General features: G+C 74.6%; 25 protein-coding genes. 10 read left to right on the plus strand and 15 right to left on the minus strand.

Annotated features, from left to right (window positions below; translation table 11 throughout):
• Window positions 1-183 precede the first annotated feature (183 nt).
• The 3 genes from G6556_RS06475 to G6556_RS06485 form a co-directional block, all read right to left on the minus strand.
• The gene (locus G6556_RS06475) at window positions 184-1,404 is read right to left on the minus strand and encodes an SPFH domain-containing protein (protein ID WP_166939621.1); all 1,221 of its coding nucleotides are present in this window, start codon (window positions 1,402-1,404) and stop codon (window positions 184-186) included.
• A gap of 73 nt (window positions 1,405-1,477) precedes the next feature.
• A complete protein-coding gene (locus G6556_RS06480; RefSeq protein WP_166939622.1) occupies window positions 1,478-1,960 on the minus strand; it encodes an NfeD family protein in 483 nt (160 codons plus the stop codon).
• Window positions 1,961-2,129: 169 nt separating this feature from the next.
• Window positions 2,130-2,915: an ABC transporter ATP-binding protein gene (locus G6556_RS06485; RefSeq protein WP_166939624.1), complete on the minus strand. Its 786-nt coding sequence runs from the start codon at window positions 2,913-2,915 to the stop codon at window positions 2,130-2,132.
• A 55-nt stretch (window positions 2,916-2,970) separates the two neighbouring features.
• Between G6556_RS06485 and G6556_RS06490 the strand changes: the two genes are divergently transcribed.
• Complete coding sequence (locus tag G6556_RS06490; RefSeq protein ID WP_166939626.1) at window positions 2,971-3,795, plus strand: hypothetical protein; 825 nt, start codon at window positions 2,971-2,973, stop codon at window positions 3,793-3,795.
• Window positions 3,796-3,816: 21 nt separating this feature from the next.
• Here the strand turns inward: G6556_RS06490 and glgA are convergent, their stop codons facing one another.
• Window positions 3,817-5,037, minus strand: coding sequence for a glycogen synthase (glgA, locus tag G6556_RS06495; RefSeq protein WP_166939627.1), 1,221 nt, complete (start codon window positions 5,035-5,037; stop codon window positions 3,817-3,819).
• Between the two features lie 70 nt (window positions 5,038-5,107).
• On the opposite strand from glgA, the gene G6556_RS06500 reads away from it, so the two are divergent.
• Window positions 5,108-6,349, plus strand: a complete 1,242-nt coding sequence (locus G6556_RS06500; protein ID WP_166939629.1) for a glucose-1-phosphate adenylyltransferase — start codon at window positions 5,108-5,110, stop codon at window positions 6,347-6,349.
• A gap of 61 nt (window positions 6,350-6,410) precedes the next feature.
• Window positions 6,411-7,049 (plus strand): phosphoserine phosphatase SerB, encoded by a 639-nt coding sequence (serB, locus tag G6556_RS06505; RefSeq protein WP_240933864.1) that lies wholly within the window; start codon window positions 6,411-6,413, stop codon window positions 7,047-7,049.
• A 6-nt stretch (window positions 7,050-7,055) separates the two neighbouring features.
• Here the strand turns inward: serB and G6556_RS06510 are convergent, their stop codons facing one another.
• Genes G6556_RS06510 through fabG form a run of 3 tightly spaced genes read right to left on the minus strand, consistent with a single transcriptional unit; the run spans window position 7,056 to window position 9,134 of the window.
• Window positions 7,056-7,577, minus strand: coding sequence for a histidine phosphatase family protein (locus G6556_RS06510; protein WP_166939631.1), 522 nt, complete (start codon window positions 7,575-7,577; stop codon window positions 7,056-7,058).
• A 19-nt stretch (window positions 7,578-7,596) separates the two neighbouring features.
• Window positions 7,597-8,364 (minus strand): enoyl-ACP reductase FabI, encoded by a 768-nt coding sequence (gene fabI / locus G6556_RS06515; protein WP_122148048.1) that lies wholly within the window; start codon window positions 8,362-8,364, stop codon window positions 7,597-7,599.
• Between the two features lie 35 nt (window positions 8,365-8,399).
• Window positions 8,400-9,134: a 3-oxoacyl-ACP reductase FabG gene (gene fabG / locus G6556_RS06520; protein WP_166939633.1), complete on the minus strand. Its 735-nt coding sequence runs from the start codon at window positions 9,132-9,134 to the stop codon at window positions 8,400-8,402.
• A gap of 171 nt (window positions 9,135-9,305) precedes the next feature.
• On the opposite strand from fabG, the gene G6556_RS06525 reads away from it, so the two are divergent.
• From G6556_RS06525 to G6556_RS06535, 3 genes are read left to right on the plus strand one after another with little or no spacing between them, the layout of a single operon-like run.
• Entirely contained in the window at window positions 9,306-9,752 is a 447-nt protein-coding gene (locus G6556_RS06525) for a DUF3099 domain-containing protein (protein ID WP_166939635.1), read from the plus strand.
• Window positions 9,749-10,042: a hypothetical protein gene (locus G6556_RS06530; RefSeq protein WP_166939636.1), complete on the plus strand. Its 294-nt coding sequence runs from the start codon at window positions 9,749-9,751 to the stop codon at window positions 10,040-10,042. Before G6556_RS06525 ends, G6556_RS06530 begins: the two co-directional genes overlap by 4 nt.
• Window positions 10,039-10,911, plus strand: coding sequence for an SURF1 family protein (locus G6556_RS06535; protein WP_166939638.1), 873 nt, complete (start codon window positions 10,039-10,041; stop codon window positions 10,909-10,911). The genes G6556_RS06530 and G6556_RS06535 overlap by 4 nt, the downstream gene beginning before the upstream one ends.
• A gap of 27 nt (window positions 10,912-10,938) precedes the next feature.
• Here G6556_RS06535 and abc-f read toward each other — a convergent pair whose 3' ends face one another.
• Window positions 10,939-12,537, minus strand: coding sequence for a ribosomal protection-like ABC-F family protein (abc-f, locus tag G6556_RS06540; protein WP_166939640.1), 1,599 nt, complete (start codon window positions 12,535-12,537; stop codon window positions 10,939-10,941).
• 401 nt (window positions 12,538-12,938) lie between these two features.
• On the opposite strand from abc-f, the gene G6556_RS19105 reads away from it, so the two are divergent.
• The 4 genes from G6556_RS19105 to G6556_RS06555 are packed head-to-tail and all read left to right on the plus strand — an operon-like array spanning window position 12,939 to window position 15,847.
• Window positions 12,939-13,592, plus strand: coding sequence for a biotin transporter BioY (locus G6556_RS19105; RefSeq protein WP_205693115.1), 654 nt, complete (start codon window positions 12,939-12,941; stop codon window positions 13,590-13,592).
• Window positions 13,589-14,308, plus strand: coding sequence for an ABC transporter ATP-binding protein (locus tag G6556_RS19110; RefSeq protein WP_346774759.1), 720 nt, complete (start codon window positions 13,589-13,591; stop codon window positions 14,306-14,308). Before G6556_RS19105 ends, G6556_RS19110 begins: the two co-directional genes overlap by 4 nt.
• Window positions 14,305-14,907, plus strand: a complete 603-nt coding sequence (locus G6556_RS06550; RefSeq protein WP_166939642.1) for a CbiQ family ECF transporter T component — start codon at window positions 14,305-14,307, stop codon at window positions 14,905-14,907. Before G6556_RS19110 ends, G6556_RS06550 begins: the two co-directional genes overlap by 4 nt.
• 49 nt (window positions 14,908-14,956) lie before the next feature.
• On the plus strand, window positions 14,957-15,847 hold the full coding sequence (locus G6556_RS06555; protein WP_166939644.1) for a neutral zinc metallopeptidase: 891 nt from the start codon (window positions 14,957-14,959) through the stop codon (window positions 15,845-15,847).
• Between the two features lie 61 nt (window positions 15,848-15,908).
• Here G6556_RS06555 and G6556_RS06560 read toward each other — a convergent pair whose 3' ends face one another.
• The 7 genes from G6556_RS06560 to sufB form a co-directional block, all read right to left on the minus strand.
• Window positions 15,909-16,265: a metal-sulfur cluster assembly factor gene (locus G6556_RS06560; RefSeq protein ID WP_166939646.1), complete on the minus strand. Its 357-nt coding sequence runs from the start codon at window positions 16,263-16,265 to the stop codon at window positions 15,909-15,911.
• Window positions 16,262-16,762, minus strand: coding sequence for a Fe-S cluster assembly sulfur transfer protein SufU (gene sufU, locus G6556_RS06565; protein WP_205693116.1), 501 nt, complete (start codon window positions 16,760-16,762; stop codon window positions 16,262-16,264). Before sufU ends, G6556_RS06560 begins: the two co-directional genes overlap by 4 nt.
• A gap of 43 nt (window positions 16,763-16,805) precedes the next feature.
• Complete coding sequence (locus G6556_RS06570) at window positions 16,806-18,137, minus strand: SufS family cysteine desulfurase (RefSeq protein WP_166939648.1); 1,332 nt, start codon at window positions 18,135-18,137, stop codon at window positions 16,806-16,808.
• A gap of 115 nt (window positions 18,138-18,252) precedes the next feature.
• Window positions 18,253-19,017, minus strand: coding sequence for a Fe-S cluster assembly ATPase SufC (sufC, locus tag G6556_RS06575; RefSeq protein WP_166939649.1), 765 nt, complete (start codon window positions 19,015-19,017; stop codon window positions 18,253-18,255).
• Window positions 19,018-19,037: 20 nt separating this feature from the next.
• Window positions 19,038-19,370, minus strand: a complete 333-nt coding sequence (locus G6556_RS06580; protein ID WP_166939651.1) for a non-heme iron oxygenase ferredoxin subunit — start codon at window positions 19,368-19,370, stop codon at window positions 19,038-19,040.
• On the minus strand, window positions 19,367-20,710 hold the full coding sequence (gene sufD, locus G6556_RS06585) for a Fe-S cluster assembly protein SufD (RefSeq protein WP_166939653.1): 1,344 nt from the start codon (window positions 20,708-20,710) through the stop codon (window positions 19,367-19,369). Before sufD ends, G6556_RS06580 begins: the two co-directional genes overlap by 4 nt.
• On the minus strand, window positions 20,710-22,158 hold the full coding sequence (sufB, locus tag G6556_RS06590; RefSeq protein ID WP_166939654.1) for a Fe-S cluster assembly protein SufB: 1,449 nt from the start codon (window positions 22,156-22,158) through the stop codon (window positions 20,710-20,712). The genes sufD and sufB overlap by 1 nt, the downstream gene beginning before the upstream one ends.
• Between the last annotated feature and the right edge of the window lie 33 nt (window positions 22,159-22,191).

Genomic DNA, 22,191 nt, shown 5'->3' on the forward strand with positions numbered 1-22,191 from the left:
GCCGAGATAGGACCTCGGGCGGCCCTATCTCGGCGCGCAGGTCCTATCTCGGCGTCAGGGGCGCCCCGCCCCCGGGCCTGGTGCTCCGCGCACCGCGCACCGCGCGCGACGACGCCCGCCGCACCCCGGAGGGTGCGACGGGCGTCGTCGAACGTGCCGCGCGTCAGCGCGCGCGGCCCCGCGTCACGGCGCCGGCGGCGCCGCCGGGCCGGGCTGCACGGGCGGCTCGGGCGCGGCCGGCGGGACCTGCCCGGGGCCGGCGTCCCGCTGCTCGCGCCGCGTCGTGCCGGGTTGCGGGCGCTGGCCCGCCTCGGCGACCGGGTCGAACGGCCGGCCGCTGAACGTCCCGGCGCTGGTCGCGTCGGCGGTGGCCGCCTCGGACTCGCGCCGCGCCTCGGCGAGCGCCTCCTTCGGGTCGGTCAGCGCGACCGGCGGCAGGTCGTCCGGTCCGATCGGGGACTCCCCCGCCGCCCGGCCGGACGGCGCGCCCTCGGGCGCCACCCCCCCGCCGCCGAACGCGCCGGCGAAGCCCTGGGTGAACTGGCCGAGCATGCCGGTCAGCTCGGACGGCACGATCCACACCTTGTTGGCGGGGGTGGCGGCGAGCTTCGGGAGCGCCTGGAGGTACTGGTAGGCCAGCAGCTTCGGGTCGGCGTCGCCGCGGTGCACGGCGTCGAAGACCTGGAGGATCGCGCGGGACTCGCCCTCGGCGGTGAGGATGGCCGACTGGGCGGCACCCTCGGCGCGGAGGATCGCGGCCTGCTTCTCGCCCTCGGCGGTGAGGATCTGGGACTGCTTGACGCCCTCGGCGGTGAGGATGGCGGCGCGGCGGTCGCGCTCGGCGCGCATCTGCTGCTCCATGGCGCCCTGCACGGAGGCGGGCGGGTCGATGCTCTTGAGCTCGACGCGGTTGACGCGGATGCCCCACTTGCCGGTCGCCTCGTCGAGCACGCCGCGGAGCTGGCCGTTGATCTGGTCGCGGCTGGTCAGGGTCTGCTCGAGGTCCATCGAGCCGATGACGTTCCGGAGGGTGGTGACCGTGAGCTGCTCGATGCCGGTGATGTAGTTCGCGATCTCGTAGACCGCGGACTTGGGCTCGGTGACCTGGAAGTAGATGACGGTATCGATGCTCACGACGAGGTTGTCGGACGTGATCACGGGCTGCGGCGGGAAGGACACCACCTGCTCGCGCAGGTCGACGCCGGCGCGGACCCGGTCGATGAACGGGATGATCAGGTGCAGGCCGGCGTCCAGGGTCCGGTGGTACCGGCCCAGCCGCTCGACGAGCAGCGCGACGGTCTGCGGGACGACCCGCACCGCCCGCGCCAGGGTCACCACGACGAAGATCACGAGGATGGCGAGCAGCACCCACCCCACGATCGTGCCGATGCTCGGGTCGTCCACTGCGTCTCCTCCCAGCCGCGGCCCGGTGGGGCCGTCACGTGCGCGGCGGCGACCGGTCGGCCGCCGCCGTCCGTCAGATGCCCGCGGGGGTGCCCGGCGCGCCGGAGCCGCCGGTCGCGGGCCGGTCGCCGGCGGCCTCGACGACCGCCGTGGCACCGTCGATCCGCGCGACGCGGACCTCGGTGCCGGTGTCGAACGAGGCGCCCACGACGAGCGAGCGCGCGGACCAGACCTCGCCGCCGAGCTTCACGCGGCCGCCCGACGCGTCGGTCGGCGCGACGACGACCGCGGGACGCCCGACCAGCGCCGCGGAGTTGGTCTCGACGAGCGCGGTGCGCTCCCGCAGCCGGTGCAGCAGGAACGGCCGCAGCGCGAACAGCAGCAGCAGCGCCGCCGCCGCGGCCACGACGATCTGGACCGCCAGCGGGGCGCCGAGCGCGGCCGCGAGCGCGCCGGCCAGGGCGCCGCCCGCGAGCATGAGGAAGATCAGGTCGAGCGAGAACATCTCGGCGACGCCCAGCAGCAGCGCGCCACCCAGCCACCACAGCCAGTCCATCGTCGGCCCCTCTCAGCCCGGGCGCCCGGTGCGGGCACCGCCGTCCGTCGTCTCGTGCACGAACGACCGGCGACCGGCCGCTCACCACCGATCCTAGACGATCCCTTGACCGATCTGTGAGGAAATCCGAGCGCCGGTGGACCAGCGGGACGAACCAGGATGAACCAGGTCAGCGCCGTCCGCGAGCCGTCCAGCGGTCCCCGGAGCGCTCGACCTCGAGCGGCGTGCCGAACGCGCCCGTGAGGTTCTCCGACGTGAGGACCTCCTCGACCGGCCCCGCGGCGTGCACCTTCCCGTCGGCCAGCAGCAGCAGGTGCGTGAAGCCCGGCGGGATCTCCTCGACGTGGTGCGTGACCAGCACCAGGGCCGGCGACCGCCGGTCGGCCGCGAGCTCGGCCAGCGCCGCGACCAGCTCCTCGCGGCCGCCCAGGTCCAGGCCCGCCGCGGGCTCGTCGAGCAGCAGCAGCTCGGGGTCGCTCATCAGCGCGCGGGCGATCTGCACGCGCTTGCGCTCGCCCTCGCTCAGCGTGCCGTAGTACCGGTCGGCGAACCGCTCGACGCCGAACGCGGCCATGAGGTCGGCGGCCCGCGACTCGTCCACGGCCTCGTACGCCTCGCGCCAGCGGCCGGTCACGCCGTAGGCGGCGGTCAGCACGACGTCCTTGACGACCTCGCCGCCCGGGATGCGCTCCGCGAGCGCCGCGCTGGCCAGGCCGATCCGCGGGCGCAGCTCGAACACGTCGACCCGGCCGAGCCGGGATCCGAGCAGGTCGGCGGTGCCGGACGTCGGGTGCATCCGGCCGGAGGCCACCTGGAGCACCGTCGTCTTGCCGGCGCCGTTGCGGCCCAGCACCACCCAGCGCTCGCCCTCGCGGACCGTCCAGGAGAGCCCGTCGAGGATCGTCGTGGTGCCGCGGCGGATGGTCACGTCCTGCAGGTCGAGCACGTCGGTCATGGACACCAGACCCTAGCCGCCCGGAGCGGCCCGGACGTGGACGTACGTTGGTGGCGTGGACCGCACCGCCCTCGCCCTGCCCCGCTCCGTGCGCCTCGCCCTCTGGCTCGACCAGGCGGGCGCCGGCGCCGACCCCGTCCAGCGCACGCTCGTCGCCGTCCAGGGCGACGACGAGCCGCACCGCGTGGCGGTGCCCGGTGCCGACGTGCCCGGGCTGGACGACGACGCCCGGGGGTCGGTGACGCTCGCCGACCTGGTGGCCGCCTGGGCCAGCGGGCCCCGCGTCGTGGCCGCCGTGCTGCCCGCCCCGGGCGACCCCGCGGGGGCGCCGGCGCGGGTGGCGGGCGCCGCGCAGGCCGCCGGCGAGGCCGTCCTGGTGAGCACACCCGACGGCGACTTCGCCGCGGTGCCGCGGGTCGAGGTGTTCGGCAGCGTGTACGAGGCAGGCCACCTGGTAACCTGGCAGGTGCACCCGGTGGCGCCCTGGCGGACCGCGCTCGTGGGGCACGTCGGCACGCTGGCCGAGGCGGAGCGCGAGCTGACGACGGCGCTCACCCGGGCGACCGAGGCGCTGACCAGCCTGGACGTGGCGCGCTGGCGGCCCGACGCCGCCGAGCAGATCGCCGCCCTGCGCGACACCCCGGACGCCCGCGGGGTGCTGCCGCCCGGGCTCGACCCCCGGCGGGTGCGGGTCCTCGGCTCGGCCCTGCGGCTGCGGGCGATCGTCGACCTCGCCACCGCCGACGACGGCGCGGCGGTGAACCTGTGGCAGGCGGACCAGCGCACGACGGCGCTGCGGGACGTCGACCGGGCGGCGCGGCGAGCGCTGGCGGTCGCCACCCACCCGGCGCACGACGCCCCGGACCCGCGCCGGGCCTGACCGCCCGGCCGGCGCGGCGGCTCAGCCCAGGACGGAGCGGTACACCTCGAGGGTCCGGTCGGCGATCGCGTCCCAGGAGAAGTGGTCCTCGACCCGCTGCCGGGAGGCGACGCCCCAGGCGCGCGCCCGCTCGGCGTCGGACACGGCCTCCGCCAGCGTCGCGCCGAGGTCGGCGACGAACCGGTCGGGGTCGACGGGCGTCCCGGTGCCGTCCTGCACCTGCTCGATCGGCACCAGCCAGCCGGTGGTGCCCGCGTCCACGACCTCCGGGATGCCGCCGGTCGCGGTGCCGACGACCGGGAGCCCGACGGCCATGGCCTCGAGGTTGACGATGCCCAGCGGCTCGTAGACCGAGGGGCAGGCGAACACGGTGCCGGTGGCGAGCACGGCGACGAGCTCGTCGCGCGGCAGCATCCGCTCGATCCACACGACGCCGTCCCGGCGGGTGCGCAGCTGCTCGACCAGGTCCGTCACCTCGGCGAGGATCTCGGGCGTGTCCGGCGCGCCGGCGCACAGCACGAGCTGCACCTCGGGCGGCAGCGACTCGGCCGCGCGCAGCAGGTACGGCAGGCCCTTCTGCCGGGTGATCCGCCCGACGAACACCACCGCCGGCCGGTCCGGGTCGATGCCGTTCGCCCGGGCGACGTCCCGCGCGGCGGCCCACTCGTCGTCGGTCTCCGGGCGCCGCCAGCCGGTCAGGTCGATGCCGTTGTGCACGACCCGGACCTTCTCCGGGTCGATGGCCGGGTAGCAGCGCAGGATGTCGGCGCGCATGCCCGCGCTCACCGCGATGACGGCGGCGGCGGACTCGAACGCGGTCTGCTCGGCCCAGGACGACAGCGCGTACCCGCCGCCGAGCTGCTCGGCCTTCCACGGGCGCAGCGGCTCGAGGCTGTGCGCCGAGACGACGTGCGGCACGCCGTGCAGCAGGGACGCCAGGTGGCCGGCGAGGTTGGCGTACCAGGTGTGCGAGTGCACCAGGTCGGTCGCCGGCCCCTCGCCCCGGCCGACGCCGTCCACGATCGCCAGGTCCACCCCGAAGGTGGCCAGGGCGGGGTTGGCGTCGCCGAGCGGGGCGGGCACGTCGTAGCCCGTCACGCCGGGCTCGTCCCTCGGGCCGTCGAAGCAGTGCACCCGCACGTCGACGCTGCGACGCAGCACCGCGGCGAGCTCCGCCACGTGGACGCCGGCACCGCCGTAGACGTGCGGCGGGTACTCGCGGGTCAGCAGGTCGACTCTCACGCGCGACACGCTAGCGCGTGCCGGGCAGTTCGCCTCGCCGAGACGGAGGTGGTGGCACTACGGTCGGCACATGGCAGCGCCGCGCATCCTGGCAATCGTCCTCGCAGGTGGAGAGGGCAAGCGGCTCATGCCGCTGACCGCCGCCCGCGCCAAGCCCGCCGTCCCGTTCGGGGGCATCTACCGCCTGGTCGACTTCGCCCTGTCGAACCTCGTGAACTCGCGGTACCTGCACATCATCGTGCTGACGCAGTACAAGTCGCACAGCCTCGACCGGCACGTGTCGAAGACCTGGCGCATGTCCACCCTGCTGGGCAACTACGTCTCGCCCGTGCCCGCGCAGCAGCGGGTCGGCAAGCACTGGTACCTCGGCAGCGCGGACGCGATCTACCAGTGCCTGAACATCCTGGACGACGAGCGGCCCGACATCGTCGTCGTGGTCGGCGCCGACCACGTGTACCGCATGGACTTCTCGCAGATGGTCGACCAGCACATCGCCACCGGCGCCGAGATGACCGTCGCCGGCATCCGGCAGCCGATCGCGATGGCCGACCAGTTCGGCGTCATCGAGACCGCGCCGGACGACCCGACGAAGATCACCGCGTTCCGGGAGAAGCCGTCCGACCCGGTCGGCCTGCCGGACTCCCCCGGCGAGATCCTCGCGTCGATGGGCAACTACGTCATCAACACCGACGCCCTGATCCGCGCGGTCACCGAGGACGCGGAGAACCCGAGCAGCCGGCACGACATGGGCGGCGACCTGGTCCCGGCGTTCGTCGAGCGCGGCACCGCGGCGGTCTACGACTTCATCAACAACGACGTCCCCGGGTCCACCGACCGGGACCGCCAGTACTGGCGGGACGTCGGGACCCTGGACTCGTACTACGACGCGAACCAGGACCTCATCTCGATCGAGCCGGTGTTCAACCTCTACAACGACGCCTGGCCGCTGTACACGGGCTACACCGGCCTGCCGCCGGCGAAGTTCGTGCACGCGGGCGCCGGGCGCCTGGGCCACGCGGCCGACTCGATCGTGTCCCCGGGCGTGATCGTGTCCGGGGCGACGGTGTCGGGCTCGGTGCTGTCGCCGGGCGTGTACCTGCACTCGTGGGCGCAGGTCACCGACTCGGTGCTGATGGACGGCGTCATCGTGAACCGGTACGCCCAGGTGCACCGCGCGATCCTCGACAAGAACGTCGTGGTGCACGAGCGGGCGCGGGTCGGCATCGACCGGGAGCAGGACCTCGAGCGCGGGTTCACCGTGACGGAGTCGGGCATCACGGTCGTCCCGAAGGGCGCCGTCGTCGAGCTGTGACCGCGCGCGTGGACACGCCCCGCGCGGGCGGGACGCGTCCCGCTAGCCTGCCCGGGTGAGCCTGCCGCGACCCACCCGCCTCGTCGTCATGGACGTCGACTCGACGCTCATCACCCAGGAGGTCGTCGAGCTCCTGGCCGAGCGCGCCGGCTCGCGCGCGGAGGTGGCCGACATCACCGAGCGCGCGATGCGCGGCGAGCTCGATTTCACGGAGTCGCTGCGCGCCCGGGTCGCGACGCTGGCGGGGCTGCCGGTGTCGGTGTTCGACGCGGTGCTGGCGGAGGTCGTCGTGACGCCCGGGGCCGTCGAGCTCCTGGCCGAGCTGGACCGGCGCGGCTGGCCGGTCGGGCTGGTGTCCGGCGGCTTCGTCGAGGTGGTCGGCCCGCTCGCCGACCGGCTCGGCATCCCCCGCTACCGGGCGAACGCGCTCGAGGTCGAGCACGGGGCGCTGACCGGGCGGGTGGCGGGCGAGGTCGTGGACCGGGCCGTGAAGGCCCGCACGCTGCGCGAGTTCGCCGCCGACGCCGGGGTGCCGCTGGAGCGGACCGTCGCGATCGGCGACGGGGCCAACGACCTCGACATGCTGGCCGAGGCCGGGTTCGGCATCGCGTTCAACGCGAAGCCGGTCGTGTGCGCGCGGGCGGACGCCGTGGTGCGGGACCGCCTGGACGCCGTGCTGGACCTGCCGCCGTTCGCCTGAGCCGGCTCAGGCCGGGTCGACGACCCGCAGCAGGCGCGCGCCGTCGGGCTCCAGGTCGGCCCACGCCGTCGGGACCTCGAGCACCGAGTAGGACGCGGTCGACACGCCGACCCGCACCCGCGCGAGCGCGGTGTCGTCCGACCCCGGTCCGGCGAGCGCGGCCGCGGTCTGCGACACCGTCGGCTCGTGGCCGACGACGAGCACGGTCCCCGCGGACTCGTCGAGCTCGCGCAGCAGGCCGAGCAGCTGCCGGATGCCGGCGGCGTAGACGTCGTCGGACAACCGGGCGGTCTCCGCGGGCACCTCGAGGCCGGCGCGGACCAGGTCCCAGGTCTGCCGGGTGCGCAGCGCGGACGACACCAGCGCGAGGTCGGGCACCAGGCCCGCGGCGCGCAGCCCCGTGCCGACCTCGGTGGCCTGCTTCCGTCCGGCGAGGGCGAGGGGCCGGAGCCGGTCGTCGAGGGAGCCCGGGTGCTCCGCCTTCGCGTGGCGGAGCAGGACGAGCTGGTGCGCGGAGCCGTGGGTCACGCGCACCAGCGTCCCACGACTACTGGCCCATGGCGTGCACGCCGCCGTCGACGTGCACCATCTCCCCCGTGGTCTTCGGGAACCAGTCGGACAGCAGGGCGGCGACCGCGCGGGCGGTGGGCTCCGGGTCGTGCACGTCCCAGCCGAGCGGCGCGCGGCCGTCCCAGCCGCCCTCCATCGACTCGAAGCCGGGGATCGACTTCGCGGCGGTGGTGCGGATCGGGCCGGCGGACACCACGTTGACCCGGATGCCCTGCGGACCGAGGTCGCGGGCCAGGTAGCGCGAGGTGGACTCGAAGGCGGCCTTGGCGACGCCCATCCAGTCGTAGACCGGCCAGGCGAACCGGGCGTCGAACGTGAGGCCGACGATCGAGCCGCCACCGGTGAGCAGCGGCTGCGTGGCGGTCGCGAGCGACTTCAGCGAGAACGCGGACACCTCGAGCGCGGTGGCGACGTCGGCCCACTCGGCGGCGAGGAAGTTGCCGCCCATGACCGACTGCGGCGCGAAGCCGATGGAGTGCACGACGCCGTCCAGGTGGTCGACGTGCTCGCGCACCCGCTCCGGCAGGGCGGCCAGGTCCTCGGCGTCCGTGACGTCGAGCTGCACGACCGGCGCCTCCTTCGGCAGCCGGCGCGCGATGGCCTGGGTCAGCCGGAACTGGCGGCCGAACGAGCTCAGCACGACCTCGGCGCCCTCCTCCTGCGCGAGCCGCGCGACGTGGAAGGCGATGGAGCCGTCGGTGAGGACGCCGGTGACGAGGAGCTTCTTGCCGTCGAGGAGGCCCATGGTGTTTCCGATCGTTCGAGGGTGCGAGGAGGAGGTCAGTGGCCCATGCCGAGGCCGCCGTCGACCGGCAGCACGGCACCCGAGATGTACCCGGCGGCGGGCGAGGAGAGGAACTCGACGGCGGCGGCGATCTCGTCGACCGCGCCGAACCGGCCGGCGGGGATCGACGACAGGTACGCGTCCTGGCGGTCCTGCGGCAGGTCGGAGGTCATCGACGTCTCGATGAACCCCGGCGCCACGACGTTCGCGGTGATGCCCCGGCCGCCCAGCTCGCGGGTGACCGACCGGGCCATGCCGACGAGGCCGGCCTTGGTCGCGGTGTAGTTGACCTGGCCCGCGTTGCCGTACAGGCCGACGACGGAGCCGATCATGACGATGCGCCCGCGGCGCAGCCGGATCATGCCCTTGGACGCGCGGCGCACGCAGCGGAACACGCCCGTGAGGTTGACGTCGAGCACCTGCTGGAAGTCGTCGTCCGACATCCGCATGAGCAGGCCGTCGCGGGTCACGCCCGCGTTGGCCACGAGGACCTCGACCGGGCCGTGCTGGGCCTCGACCTCGGCGAACGCGGCGTCGACGGACGCGGTGTCGGTGACGTCGCCGGTCAGCGCGAGGACGCCGTCGGGGGCGCCGCCGCTGCGGACGATCGTCGCGACCTTGTCACCGTTCGCGACGAACCGCTCGGCGATGGCGCGGCCGATGCCGCGGTTGGCCCCGGTCACGAGCACGCTGCGCGGCTCCGGGCTGCTGGGCTGGGAGTTCTCGGACACGGAAGTCGACGCTATCCGACGCCCCCCGAGCGGCGGTGCACCGCCGCGGCACAGGATGGTGGGCGCGCGTTGTCCGGTTCGCACAATCCGGGGCTGGTCGCCTGCTGTGAGCGGGCTGAGACCGGGGCGCCGCCGGGAGAGAGGAACGCCCGGCGGCGCCTACGATCAGGTGTGAGCAGGCGGAACCCCGAACCGGCGCAGAGCATCACCAGCGCCCCCGAGCCCCTGGGCGCCGACCAGGCGCGCCGGGCCCGCCGCTACCTGATCCAGATGGGGATCCGGGTGGTGTGCTTCGTCGTCGCCGTGCTCACCTGGAGCCGCGTGCCGCTGTGGGTCAGCCTCGTGCTGATCGTCGGCGCCGTGGTCCTGCCGTACATCGCCGTGCTGTTCGCCAACGCCGGCCGCGAGCGCCGCGACGTCGCTCCTCCCGGGTACGTCCCGCACCTGCTCGACGCGGCGCCGACCGCGCGGCCGGTGGCCCCGGCTCCCCCGCGGCCGGACGAGGCGCGGGACGACCCGCGGGACGACCGCTGGACGCCGGGGGCCGCCGCCGGCGAGGACCGCACCCCGGCGGGCGACGACCTGCCGGACGACGACACCCCCGGAGGCCCCCGATGACCGCGCCCACCCCCGACGCCGTCGGCGAGGACCTCGTGTGCAGCGCCCGCGGCTGCCGCACCGACGCGTCCTGGGGCGTGCTGTGGAACAACCCGCGCCTGCACACGCCCGAGCGCCGCAAGGTCTGGCTGGCGTGCGGCGAGCACCGGGAGCACCTCGAGGAGTACCTGCGGGTGCGCGCCTTCTACCAGGACACGGTGCCGGTCGCCGACCTGCCCCGGATGGAGCTCGGCGCGCGGCCCGGGCTCCCGGGCCTCGGCGGGCTGCCCGGGCTCCCGGGGTCGCGATGAGGCTGCTGCGCGGCAACCCCGCCACCCGGCGTGCCGTCGGGCTGGTGCTGCTCGCCGTGGCCGTGTCGGTGGCGTGCGTGTTCCTCGGCCGCTGGCAGTGGCACCGGCACGTCGCCCGGGACGCGGCGATCCGGCTGGTGGAGCAGAACTACTCCGCCGACCCCGTCCCGCTCGACGCCCTGCTGCCGGCGACCGGCGCCACGCTCGACCCCGGCGACGTATGGCGGCAGGCGACCGTCACGGGCACCTACGACGCCGACGCGACCGTGCTGCTCCGCAACCGCCCGGTGAACAGCCAGCCCGGGTTCCACGTCATCACCCCGCTGGTGCTGGCGGACGGGTCGGCGCTCGTCGTCGACCGGGGCTGGGTGGCCTGGGACGACGACGCGAGCGGCGAGGTCGACGTCCCCGCCCCGCCCGCCGGCGACGTCACCGTCACGGTGCACCTGCGCCCGGACGAGCCGGCGGACGCGCGGTCCGCGCCGGCCGGGCAGGTGCAGGCGATCAACGTCGGCCAGGTGCTCGCGGCCGGCGGCTCGGACGCGGAGTCCTACGGCGGGTACGGCGGTCTCGTCGAGGAGACCCCCGCCCCCGCCACCGCGCTCGGGAACCTTCCCGCGCCCAGCACCGACCCCGGGTCGCACCTGTCGTACGCGTTCCAGTGGTGGACTTTCTCGGTCGGGTCGCTGGCGGCGTTCGGCTGGCTGGCGCGGCGCGAGCTGCTCGAGGGTGCGGAGGCGGCCGCCGCCGGCGAGGACGGCGACGGCAGCCCGCGGGCCCCGCGCCCGGCACCCGCGCAGCAGTCGCGGCGCCGGCGCACCTCGGACGAGGAGGCCGAGGACGCCCTGATCGACTCCCAGCTCGGCTGACCGCCCGCCGTCCGGAGACGGGGGCCGTCAGGCCAGCGTGACCAGGTCCAGGTAGGACGGGTTCCACAGGTCCTCGTCGCCGTCCGGCAGCAGCACGACCCGCTCCGGGTTCAGCGCCTCGACGGCCCCCTCGTCGTGGCTGACCAGCACGACCGCGCCGGTGTACCCGCGCAGCGCCGCCAGGATCTCCTCGCGGCTGGCCGGGTCGAGGTTGTTGGTGGGCTCGTCGAGCAGCAGCACGTTCGCCGACGACACCACGAGGGCCGCGAGCGCCAGCCGGGTCTTCTCGCCGCCGGACAGCACCCTGGCGGGCTTGTCGGCGTCGTCGCCCGAGAACAGGAACGAGCCCAGCACCGACCGCACCTGGGTGTCGGTCAGGTCCGGGGCCGAGGAGCGCAGGTTCTCGACGACCGTGCGGTCCATGTCGAGCGTCTCGTGCTCCTGGGCGTAGTACCCGAGCTTGAGGCCGTGCCCGGGACGCACCTCGCCGGTGTCGGACTCCTGGAGGCCGGCGAGCATCCGCAGCAGCGTGGTCTTGCCCGCGCCGTTGAGGCCCAGCACGACGACCCGGGAGCCCCGGTCGATCGCCAGGTCGACGCCCGCGAACACCTCCTGCGACCCGTACGACTTCGACAGGTCGGAGGCCGTCAGCGGGGTCCGGCCGCACGGGGCGGGCTCGGGGAACCGCAGCTTGGCGACCTTGTCGGACGCGCGGACCTCGTCGAGGCCGGACAGCATCCGCTCGGCGCGGCGGGCCATGTTCTGCGCGGCGACCGCCTTGGTGGCCTTCGCGCGCATCTTGTCCGCCTGGGCCAGCAGCGCGCCGGCCTTCTTCTCGGCGTTCGCCCGCTCGCGGCGGCGGCGCTTCTCGTCCGTCTCGCGCTGCAGCACGTAGGCGTCCCAGCCGAGGTTGTACTGGTCGAGCTCGCCGCGGTTCGCGTCCAGGTGGAACACCTTGTTCACGGTGGCGCGCAGCAGGTCGACGTCGTGGCTGATGACCACGAAGCCGCCCGGGTATGTCTTGAGGTAGTCGCGCAGCCAGGCGATCGAGTCGGCGTCCAGGTGGTTGGTCGGCTCGTCCAGCAGCAGCGTGTCGTTGCCGGAGAACAGGATGCGCGCGAGCTCGACGCGGCGGCGCTGGCCGCCGGACAGGGTGCTGAGCGGCTGGCCGAGCACGCGGTCGTCCAGGCCGAGGTTCGCGGTGATCCGGTGCGCCTCGCTCTCCGCCGCGTAGCCGCCGCCCGCGGTGAACCGGGCCTCGAGCTTGGGGTACCGCTCCATGGCGGCCTCGCGCACCGCGTCGTCCGTGGACGCCATCAGGCCCTCGGTCTCGCGCATCTGCTCGATGATCCGGTCCAGGCCGCGCGCCGAGAGCACGCGGGACATCGCGAGGTCGGACAGCTCGCCCGACCGCGGGTCCTGCGGCAGGTAGCCGATGTCGCCGCTGCGGGTGATCTGCCCGCCGGTCGGCTGCGTCTCCCCCGCCAGCGTCTTGGTCAGCGTGGTCTTGCCGGCGCCGTTGCGGCCGACCAGGCCGATCCGGTCGCCCGGCGCCACCCGGAAGGTCGCCTCGGAGAGCAGCACGCGGGCCCCCACGCGCAGCTCGACGCCCTGAACGGTGATCACTCGGTAGTCCCTGCTCCCTGTCGGTCGTGCTCGGCCGCGGTCGATGCCGCGCGCCCCGTCGTCGCGGGCCGGCACAAACGTCGCTCATCCTACGAGTCCCAGCGCCCCGACCCCGACCGGAATTCCGTGGGCTCGCCCACGCGGCGTGCCCGGGCGCCCGGGCGCCGAGTTCGGCAGTCCGGCGCCGAGTTCGGCAGCTCGAGGTGCCGAACTCGGCCGCGGAGTGCCGAACTCGGCGGGCTGCGGCGTGCGCGGGGTGCGGAAGTCGACAGGGGCGCGCGCCCAGCGTTGGCTCCACCCGCACGACCGCGCGGGAGCGCACCGCACTAGCGTGGCGTCCGGCGAGCGCGCCCCCGCGCCGCACGCCGCTCCCCCAGCCGACCGCACCCCCGCGAGGTCCGATGTCCGAGCACCGCCCCGACGCCGTCCCCGTGGCCGACGCCGCCGTCGCGCCGTCGCACGCCGCGCCCGCGACCGCACCGGCCCCCGTCGCCCGCACCTCGGTCGCCACCGACGTCGCGCTGGTCGCCACGTTCGCCGCCTTCGTCGCGGTGTGCGCCGTCCTGCCCGCGATCCCGACTGGGGGCGCCGTCCCGATCACGCTGCAGACGTTCGGCGTCGTGCTGACCGGTCTGGTGCTCGGCCCGCGCCGCGGCGCCCTGGCGCTGCTGCTCTACGTGGCGGTCGGCCTCGCGGGCGTCCCGGTGTTCTCGGGCGCGACCGGCGGGCTCGGCGTGCTCGCGTCCCCGTCGGCGGGCTACCTGCTCGCGTTCCCCGCGGCCGCCGCGATCGCGGGCGGGTTCGGGCTGCTCGCCCGGCGCGCGCCGGCCTGGTGGCGCGTGCCCGCCCTGTTCGGCGCCGCGACGGCCGCCTCGCTGCTGGTCGTGCACCCGCTCGGCATCGCGGTCATGGGCTGGCGGCTGGGGCTGTCGGCGTCCGAGGCGCTCGCCGCCGGCGCCGTGTTCCTGCCCGGCGACCTGATCAAGAACGCGCTCGCCGCGGTCGTCGCCGCGGCCGCCCTGCGCGCCTTCCCGGACCTGCTGCGCGGCCGGTGATCGAGCTCGACGGCGCGGTCGTCACCGCGTACGCCCCGGGCGAGGGCCGGCGCGGGGCGGAGCGGGTCGTGACCCTGCTCGGCCCGGTGACCGCGACGCTGACCGAGCGCCGGGTCGCCGTCGTCGGGGCGAACGGCTCGGGCAAGTCGACGCTCGCCCGGCTGCTCAACGGGCTGACGCTGCCGTCGGCCGGCTCGGTGCGGGTCGACGGCCTCGACACCGCGCGCGACGGCGCCGCGGTGCGCCGCCGGGTCGGCTTCCTGTTCACCGACCCCGACGCGCAGGTCGTGATGCCCACGCCGGTCGAGGACGTCGCGCTGTCCCTGCGCCGCCTCGGCGTGCCCGCCCGCGAGCGCGACGCCCGCGCGCGGGAGGCGCTCGCGCGGGTCGGGCTGGCGTCCCGGGCCGACCTGCCGGTGCGGGCGCTGTCCGGCGGTCAGCGGCAGCTGCTCGCGCTCGCCGCGGTGCTCGCGACCGAGCCGGCGGTGCTCGTGTGCGACGAGCCCACCACGCTGCTCGACCTGCGGTGGCGCCGGGTCGTCGACGCCCTGCTGGCCGACCTGCCGCAGCAGGTGGTCCAGGTGACGCACGACCTCGACGCGGCCGCCCGGGCCGACCGGGTGCTCGTGGTCGACGCCGGGCGCGTGGTCCACGACGGCGCGCCCGGACCGGCTCTCGACGCGTACCGGGCCCTGATGGCGGTCGAGCCCGCGTGACGCTGCTCGGCGCCCACCGCACCGCCCGGACCCCCCTGGACCGGGCGCCCGTCGGCGCGAAGCTCGCAGGCCTGGCGCTGCTCGGCGTCGCGGTCGTCGCGACCCGCGGCGTGCCGGCGTCGCTGGGGCTCCTCGCGCTCGCCGTCGCGGCGGCCGCCGTGGCCGCGCTCCCCGCGCGCCCCACGCTGCGCGGGATGCTGCCCGTGCTCGTCACCGCGGTCCTCGCCGGCGCGTACCAGGCGTGGGCCCGCGGCTGGGGCCCGGCGGTGGAGGTCGTCGCCAACCTGCTGACCCTCGTGCTCGCCGCCGCGGTCGTCACCGCGACCACCCCCGCCGACCGGCTGCTCGACGGCCTCGCGCGGGCCGCCCGGCCGCTGCGCCGGGTCGGCGTCCCCCCGGACCTGGTCGCCCTGGCCGTGGCCCTGGTGCTGCGGACGGTGCCGGAGATCGCCCGCACGGTGCACGAGGTCCGGGACGCCGCGCGCGCCCGCGGCGTGGAGCGCGACCCCCGGGTGTGGCTCACACCGGCGGTGCTGCGGGTGGTCGGCCGGGCGCGGGACCTGGGCGAGGCGCTGGCCGCGCGCGGGATCGTCGACTGACCGGCCGCTCGCCGCGCGCCGCCCCCGGCGCCGGGCTACCGTCCCCGGCATGACGTTCCAGGACGGCGGCAGGTTCGAGGGCGGCCGCGTGCAGTCCCGCAGCGGCGGGGGTCGTGGGAAGGGCATCGCCGTGGGCGGCGGCCTCGGCACGCTGGTGCTCGTGGTGGTCGTCACGCTGCTCGGCGGCAACCCGACCCAGCTGCTGTCCGGCGGCGGGAGCGGCGGGGGCTCGCCGGAGCAGGTCGCCGAGGTGGGCGCGTGCTCGGCGGAGCAGGCCAACGCCGAGCGCGAGTGCCGGCTGTCGGCGACCGTGCAGGCGCTCGACGAGTACTGGCAGCGCACGCTCCCCGAGCTCGCCCAGGACCCGGACGTCGAGCCCGCCGTGGTGTCGTTCCAGGACGCGACCGAGACCGGCTGCGGCAGCGCGTCGGCGTCGACGGGGCCGTTCTACTGCCCGCCGGACCGCACGATCTACCTCGACCTGTCGTTCTACGACCTGCTGTCCTCGCAGTACGGCGCGCAGGGCGGCCCGCTCGCCGAGGAGTACGTCGTCGCCCACGAGTACGGGCACCACATCCAGCAGCTCACCGGGATCTTCGACAGCGCCGACCGGTCCGGGACCGGCGACGACTCCGACTCCGTGCGCGTCGAGCTGCAGGCCGACTGCTACGCGGGGCTGTGGGCCGGCGACGCGGCGACGACGGTCGACCCGGACACCGGCGTGCCGTTCCTGGAGCCCATCACCGAGGACGAGCTGGCGCAGGCGCTGTCCGCCGCGGCGGCGGTCGGCGACGACCACATCCAGCAGCAGTCCGCGGGTGGGGTGAACCCGGACACCTGGACGCACGGGTCGAGCGAGCAGCGGCAGCGCTGGTTCATGACCGGCTACCGCGACGGCTCGGTCCAGTCCTGCGACACCTTCGCGGCCGCGTCGCTCTGACCCCGGACGCACCGACGCCGGGACAGGATGACCCTGCCCCGGCGTCGTGTCGTCCGCGGGCTCAGATGTTGAAGCCCAGCGCCCGCATCATCGCGCGGCCGTCGTCGGTGATCTTCTCCGGCCCCCACGGCGGCATCCAGACCCAGTTGATCCGCACCGAGTCGACGAGGCCCTCGAGCGAGGTGCCCGCCTGGTCCTCGATGACGTCCGTCAGCGGGCAGGCCGCCGAGGTGAGCGTCATGTCGATGACGACGTTGCGGCCCTGCTCGATCGCGATGCCGTAGACGAGACCGAGGTCGACGACGTTGACGCCGAGCTCGGGGTCGATGACGTCGCGCAGCGCCTCCTCGACGTCGGCGGCGTTCACGGGCGCCGGCGCGGCGCCGTCCTGCTCCGGGGACACCGTGGTGTCGCTCATCGCCCCTCCTCGGGGTTCGTGGTCGTCACGGAGGCCTGCGCCACCGCGTCCTTCATGGCCGCCCAGCCGAGCAGGGCGCACTTGATGCGGGCGGGGTACCGGGCGACGCCGACGAAAGCGACGGCGTCCTCCATCTCCTCGGCCAGCCCGTCGCCCTCGAACTTCTCGGGCAGCACGCCGCGGGAGTCCATCAGCTCGCGGAAGTCGTCGGACAGCGCGAGCGCGTGCTCGACGGACCCGCCGGCGACGGCCTGCGACATCACGGACGCGGACGCCTGCGAGATCGAGCAGCCCTGCCCGGTCCAGGTGAGCTCGCCGATCACCGGCGCGCCCTGCTCGCCGGGCTCCAGGCGCACGCGCAGCGTCACCTCGTCCCCGCAGGTGGGGTTCACGTGGTGGACCTCGACGTCGTATGCGTCCTGCGCCCCGCGGTGGGCGGGGTGCTTGGCGTGGTCGAGGATCAGCTGCTGGTACAGCTGCTCCATGCCGGTGCTCATGCGGTGCGGCTCTCGCTCTCTCGGTCTGCTGGTCTTGCCAGTATCAGGCAGTGCCCTCGTCCAATCCGAAGAACGTCCGGACCCCCGCCAGTGCTTCCCGGAACACCGCGATCTCCTCGTCCGTCGTGTAGACGGCGGCCGACGCGCGGGCGGTGGCGGCCACGCCGAACCGGCGGTGCAGCGGCTGCGCGCAGTGGTGCCCGACCCGCACGGCCACGCCGGCGTCGTCGAGGACCTGGCCCACGTCGTGCGCGTGCACGCCGTCGACGACGAACGCCACGGTCGCGAGCCGGTCGACGTTCTCGGTCGGACCGATCACCCGCACGCCCGGGACGGAGGCGACGGCGTCGAGCAGCAGCCCGGCGAGGTGCCGCTCGTGCGCGGCGACCGCGTCCATGCCCAGCTCGGCCAGGTAGGTCGCCGCGGCGCCCATGCCGACGGCCTGGGACACCATCTGGGTGCCGGCCTCGAACCGGCGCGGCGGCGGCGCGTACGTCGTCTGCTCCATGGTGACGACCTCGACCATCGACCCGCCGGTGGTGACCGGCGGCATGGCCTCGAGCAGCTCGCGGCGGCCGTACAGCGCGCCGACGCCGGTCGGGCCGAGCATCTTGTGCCCGGAGAACGCGGCGAAGTCGACGCCGAGCGCGGCCAGGTCGACGGGCAGGTGCGGCACGCTCTGGCACGCGTCGAGCACCGTGAGCGCGCCGACCTCGCGGGCCCGCGCCACGAACGGCGCGACCGGCGTGACGGCCCCGGTGACGTTGGAGGCGTGCGTGAACGCGAGCACCTTCGTCCGGTCCGTGACCACCGTGTCGAGCTCGTCCACCCGGATGCGGCCGTCGTCGCCGACGCCGAGCCAGCGCAGCGTGGCGCCGGTGCGGGCCGCGAGCTCCTGCCACGGCACGAGGTTCGCGTGGTGCTCGGCCTCGGTGACGACGATCTCGTCGCCGGGCGCGAGGGCGAACCGGCGGGCGGCGTCGCCGCCGCGGCCCAGCGTCGCGTTCGACATCGCGTACGCGACCAGGTTCAGGCCGGCGGTGGCGTTTGACGTCCACACGAGCTCGTCGTCGGCGACGCCCACGAACGAGGCGACCTCGTGCCGGGCGGTCTCGAACGCCTCGGTGGCCTCCTCGGCCAGCTGGTGCGCGCCGCGGTGCACGGCGGCGTTCCGCTGCGTGTAGAAGTCCTGCTCGGCGTCGAGGACGACCTCGGGCTTCTGCGAGGTGGCGCCCGAGTCGAGGTAGACGAGGGGCCGCCCGTCGCGGACGGTCCGCTGCAGCAGGGGGAAGTCCGCGCGCACGGCGGCCAGCTCGGCGGCGTCCAGCGTCCGCCCCTGCCCGTCCTGCGCGGCCCGGTCCAGCGTGTCGGTCATCTCGGTGTCCTCGTCGTCGTGCGTCGTGGCCTGGTGCCCGGTCGCCCTCCGGGGTGTGCGGGGCCCGCGGGGGCGGCGGACCTGCCGCCGCCCCCGCGCCCCGCGGATCGGACCGTCAGGCGGAGGCGCCCGAGGTCAGGAACCGGTCGTAGCCCTCGTTCTCGAGGCGCTCGGCGAGCTCGGGCCCGCCCTCCTCGGCGATCCGGCCGTCGACGAACACGTGCACGAAGTCCGGCTGGATGTACCGCAGGATGCGCGTGTAGTGCGTGATGAGCAGGACGCCCACGTCGGTCGACTCCTTGGCGCGGTTCACGCCCTCGGAGACGATGCGCAGCGCGTCGACGTCGAGGCCGGAGTCGGTCTCGTCGAGGATCGCGAACTGGGGCTTGAGGAGCTCCATCTGCAGGATCTCGTGGCGCTTCTTCTCGCCGCCGGAGAAGCCCTCGTTGACCGAGCGCTCGGCGAACGAGGAGTCCATGCGCAGGCGCTCCATGGCGCCGTCGACGTCCTTGATCCAGGTGCGGAGCGCGGGCGCCTCGCCGTCGATCGCGGTCTTCGCGGTGCGCAGGAAGTTCGACACCGAGACGCCGGGGACCTCGACCGGGTACTGCATGGCGAGGAACAGGCCGGCGCGGGCGCGCTCGTCGGCCGACATGGCGACGATGTCCTCGCCGTCGAGCGTGACGGTGCCCGAGGTGATCGTGTACTTCGGGTGCCCGGCGAGCGAGTAGGCCAGCGTGGACTTGCCGGAGCCGTTCGGGCCCATGATGGCGTGCGTCTCGCCGCTGTTGATGGTCAGGTCGACGCCGCGGAGGATCGGCTTCGGACCCTCCTTCGTCTCGACGCTGACGTGCAGGTCGCGGATCTCCAGGGTGGGCATGCGGGTTCTCCTCGGAAGGCTCAGGCAGCGCCGTCGACGTCGACGAGCACACGCTCGCCGTCGACGGTCAGGGGGTAGACGGGGACGGGGCGGACGGCCGGGGGGCCCAGCGGCTCGCCGGTGCGCAGGTCGAACCGCGACCCGTGCAGCCAGCACTCCACGGTGCAGCCCTCGACCTCGCCGTCGGACAGCGAGACCGCCCCGTGCGAGCAGATGTCGCTGATGGCGTGCAGGGCGCCGTCCTCGTCGCGGACGACCGCGACCTCGACGGGGCCCGACGGCCCCTCGAGCTCGACACGGAACGTGCCGGCCTCGGGGACGTCGGACGTCATGCACGCGAGCTGTGCGGTCATGCGGGCTCGTCCGCCGACGCGACGGAGGCGGGCTCGGCGAGGATCGCGCGCTCGGCGTCCGTCTCCGGCGTGATGTCGGAGGCGAGGTCGCCGCCGGCCACGGCCGGGGCGCCCTGGAACTCCGTCATCGACTGCGCCAGCTCGGCCTCGATCGCGGCGATGAGCCGCTCCTCGACCTCGGGCACGCCGATCTGGTGGATCAGCTCGGCGAAGAAGCCGCGCACGACCAGGCGGCGGGCGTCCGTCTCCGGGATGCCGCGCGAGCGCAGGTAGAACAGCTGCTCGTCGTCGAACCGGCCGGTGGCGCTGGCGTGGCCCGCGCCCTCGATGAGGCCCGTCTCGATCTCGAGGTTCGGCACCGAGTCCGCGCGCGCGCCGTCCGTGAGGACCAGGTTGCGGTTGAGCTCGTAGGTGTCGGTGCCCTCGGCCTCCTTGCGGATCAGCACGTCGCCGACCCACACGGTGTGCGCGCCCTCGCCCTGCAGCGCGCCCTTGTAGGTCACGCGGCTCTTGCAGTTCGGGACCGCGTGGTCGACGAACAGCCGCTGCTCCTGGTGCTGGCCGGCGTCGGCGAAGTACACGCCGTGCATCTCGACCGAGCCGCCCTCGCCGACGAACTCGGCGTCCGGGGTGAGCCGGACGACGTCGCCGCCGAGCGTCACCACGATGTGCTTGACCGTGGCGTCGCGGCCGAGCCGCACCCGGTGCGCCGCGTTGTGCACGGCGCCCTCGGACCAGTCCTGCACGGACACGACGGTCAGGTGCGCGCCGTCCTCCGCCACGACCTCGACGGTCTCGGTGAGCAGCGCGGACCCGACGTGGTCGATGACGACCGTCGCCTGCGACAGCGGCTTGGCGTGCACGAGCAGGTGGCTCCCCGTCGGCTCCAGCTGCCCCTCGACGCCCTCGACACGCACGGAGGTCACCGTGGACGCCACGGCCTCCTGCGGGATCGTCACGACGGTCGCGCGCGGGAACGAGGCCCACGCGACGGCCGCGGCGCGGTCGCCGGGCTCGCCGGCGCGGCCGAGGCGGGCGTCGTCGCGGTCCACGATCTCGACCTCGACCTCGGGCGCGTTCACGACCGTGGTGAGGACGCCGTGGCCCGTGAGCCGGCCCGTCTCCGGGGCGAACAGCGGGGCCAGCCGGTCGACCGGCGAGAACCGCCACTCCTCCTCGCGCCCGGTCGGCACCGCGAAGTCCGCGACCTCGAACGAGGTGGCGCGGGCCGCGCGGGACGACTCGGGGACGGTGCCGACGCCGTGGCTGTGCGCCTCGTCGGCCGTCGCGCGGGAGTGGTCGGTGGAGAGACCGGGGGTCTCGGGTGTGGTGGTCGACATCAGCCGACGGCCCCTTCCATCTGCAGCTCGATCAGGCGGTTCAGCTCGAGGGCGTACTCCATGGGGAGCTCGCGCGCGATGGGCTCCACGAACCCGCGCACGATCATGGCCATGGCCTCGGTCTCGGTCATGCCGCGGGACATCAGGTAGAACAGCTGGTCCTCGGACACCCGGGACACCGTCGCCTCGTGGCCCATCGACACGTCGTCCTCGCGGACGTCGACGTACGGGTAGGTGTCCGAGCGCGAGATCTGGTCGACCAGCAGGGCGTCGCAGAGGACGTTCGACGCGGAGTGGCTGGCGCCCTCCAGGACCTGCACCAGGCCGCGGTACGAGGTCCGGCCGCCGCCGCGGGCCACCGACTTCGACACGATGGACGAGGACGTGTGCGGCGCGGCGTGCACCATCTTGCAGCCGGCGTCCTGGTGCTGGCCCTCGCCCGCGAAGGCGATGGACAGCGTCTCGCCGCGGGCGTGCTCGCCCAGCAGGTAGATCGCCGGGTACTTCATGGTGACCTTGGAGCCGATGTTGCCGTCGACCCACTCCATCGTCGCGCCCTCGGCCGCGGTCGCCCGCTTGGTGACGAGGTTGTAGACGTTGTTCGACCAGTTCTGGATCGTCGTGTAGCGCACGCGGGCGTTCTTCTTCACGACGATCTCGACGACCGCGGAGTGCAGCGAGTCCGACTGGTAGATCGGCGCGGTGCAGCCCTCGACGTAGTGCACGTACGAGCCCTCGTCCGCGATGATCAGCGTCCGCTCGAACTGGCCCATGTTCTCGGTGTTGATCCGGAAGTAGGCCTGCAGCGGGATCTCGACGTGCACGCCCGGCGGCACGTAGACGAACGAGCCGCCCGACCACACGGCGGTGTTCAGCGACGCGAACTTGTTGTCGCCCGGGGGGATGACCGAGCCGAAGTACTGCTCGAACAGCTCCGGGTACTCGCGCAGACCGGTGTCGGTGTCCACGAAGATGACGCCCTGCGCCTCCAGGTCCTCGCGGATCTGGTGGTAGACGACCTCCGACTCGTACTGCGCGGCGACGCCGGCGACCAGGCGCTGCTTCTCGGCCTCCGGGATGCCCAGGCGGTCGTAGGTGTTCTTGATGTCCTCCGGGAGCTCCTCCCAGGACGTCGCCTGCTTCTCCGTCGACCGCACGAAGTACTTGATGTTGTCGAAGTCGATGCCCGACAGGTCCGCGCCCCACCAGGGCATCGGCTTCTTGTCGAACAGGCGCAGCGCCTTGAGGCGGGTCTTGAGCATCCACTCGGGCTCGTTCTTGAGCGCCGAGATGTTGCGCACGACCTCCTCGGAGAGGCCGCGCTGGGCGGTGGCGCCCGCCTCGTCGGCGTCGTGCCAGCCGTAGCCGTAGTTGCCGATCGAGGCGATGGCCTCGTCCTGGCTCATCGGCTCGGCCGCAGCCGGGCGGCCGGGGTCCGTCGTCGTCATCTCATCGTCCTTCCGCGGGTGCACGGGGGTCGG

It is taken from the genome of Cellulomonas sp. IC4_254, assembly GCF_011603975.1.
In the GTDB taxonomy this organism is placed as follows: domain Bacteria; phylum Actinomycetota; class Actinomycetes; order Actinomycetales; family Cellulomonadaceae; genus Cellulomonas.

Coding starts and splice junctions, on each gene's coding strand:
- G6556_RS06480 (WP_166939622.1), bottom strand. CDS start 1,960: ATGGACTGGCTGTGGTGGCTGGGTGGCGCGCTGCTGCTGGGCGTCGCC.
- G6556_RS06485 (WP_166939624.1), bottom strand. CDS start 2,915: ATGACCGACGTGCTCGACCTGCAGGACGTGACCATCCGCCGCGGCACC.
- G6556_RS06500 (WP_166939629.1), top strand. CDS start 5,108: ATGGCAGCGCCGCGCATCCTGGCAATCGTCCTCGCAGGTGGAGAGGGC.
- fabI (WP_122148048.1), bottom strand. CDS start 8,364: ATGGGCCTCCTCGACGGCAAGAAGCTCCTCGTCACCGGCGTCCTCACC.
- G6556_RS06530 (WP_166939636.1), top strand. CDS start 9,749: ATGACCGCGCCCACCCCCGACGCCGTCGGCGAGGACCTCGTGTGCAGC.
- G6556_RS06535 (WP_166939638.1), top strand. CDS start 10,039: ATGAGGCTGCTGCGCGGCAACCCCGCCACCCGGCGTGCCGTCGGGCTG.
- G6556_RS19105 (WP_205693115.1), top strand. CDS start 12,939: ATGTCCGAGCACCGCCCCGACGCCGTCCCCGTGGCCGACGCCGCCGTC.
- G6556_RS06555 (WP_166939644.1), top strand. CDS start 14,957: ATGACGTTCCAGGACGGCGGCAGGTTCGAGGGCGGCCGCGTGCAGTCC.
- G6556_RS06560 (WP_166939646.1), bottom strand. CDS start 16,265: ATGAGCGACACCACGGTGTCCCCGGAGCAGGACGGCGCCGCGCCGGCG.
- sufU (WP_205693116.1), bottom strand. CDS start 16,762: ATGAGCACCGGCATGGAGCAGCTGTACCAGCAGCTGATCCTCGACCAC.
- G6556_RS06570 (WP_166939648.1), bottom strand. CDS start 18,137: ATGACCGACACGCTGGACCGGGCCGCGCAGGACGGGCAGGGGCGGACG.
- sufC (WP_166939649.1), bottom strand. CDS start 19,017: ATGCCCACCCTGGAGATCCGCGACCTGCACGTCAGCGTCGAGACGAAG.
- G6556_RS06580 (WP_166939651.1), bottom strand. CDS start 19,370: ATGACCGCACAGCTCGCGTGCATGACGTCCGACGTCCCCGAGGCCGGC.
- sufD (WP_166939653.1), bottom strand. CDS start 20,710: ATGTCGACCACCACACCCGAGACCCCCGGTCTCTCCACCGACCACTCC.
- sufB (WP_166939654.1), bottom strand. CDS start 22,158: ATGACGACGACGGACCCCGGCCGCCCGGCTGCGGCCGAGCCGATGAGC.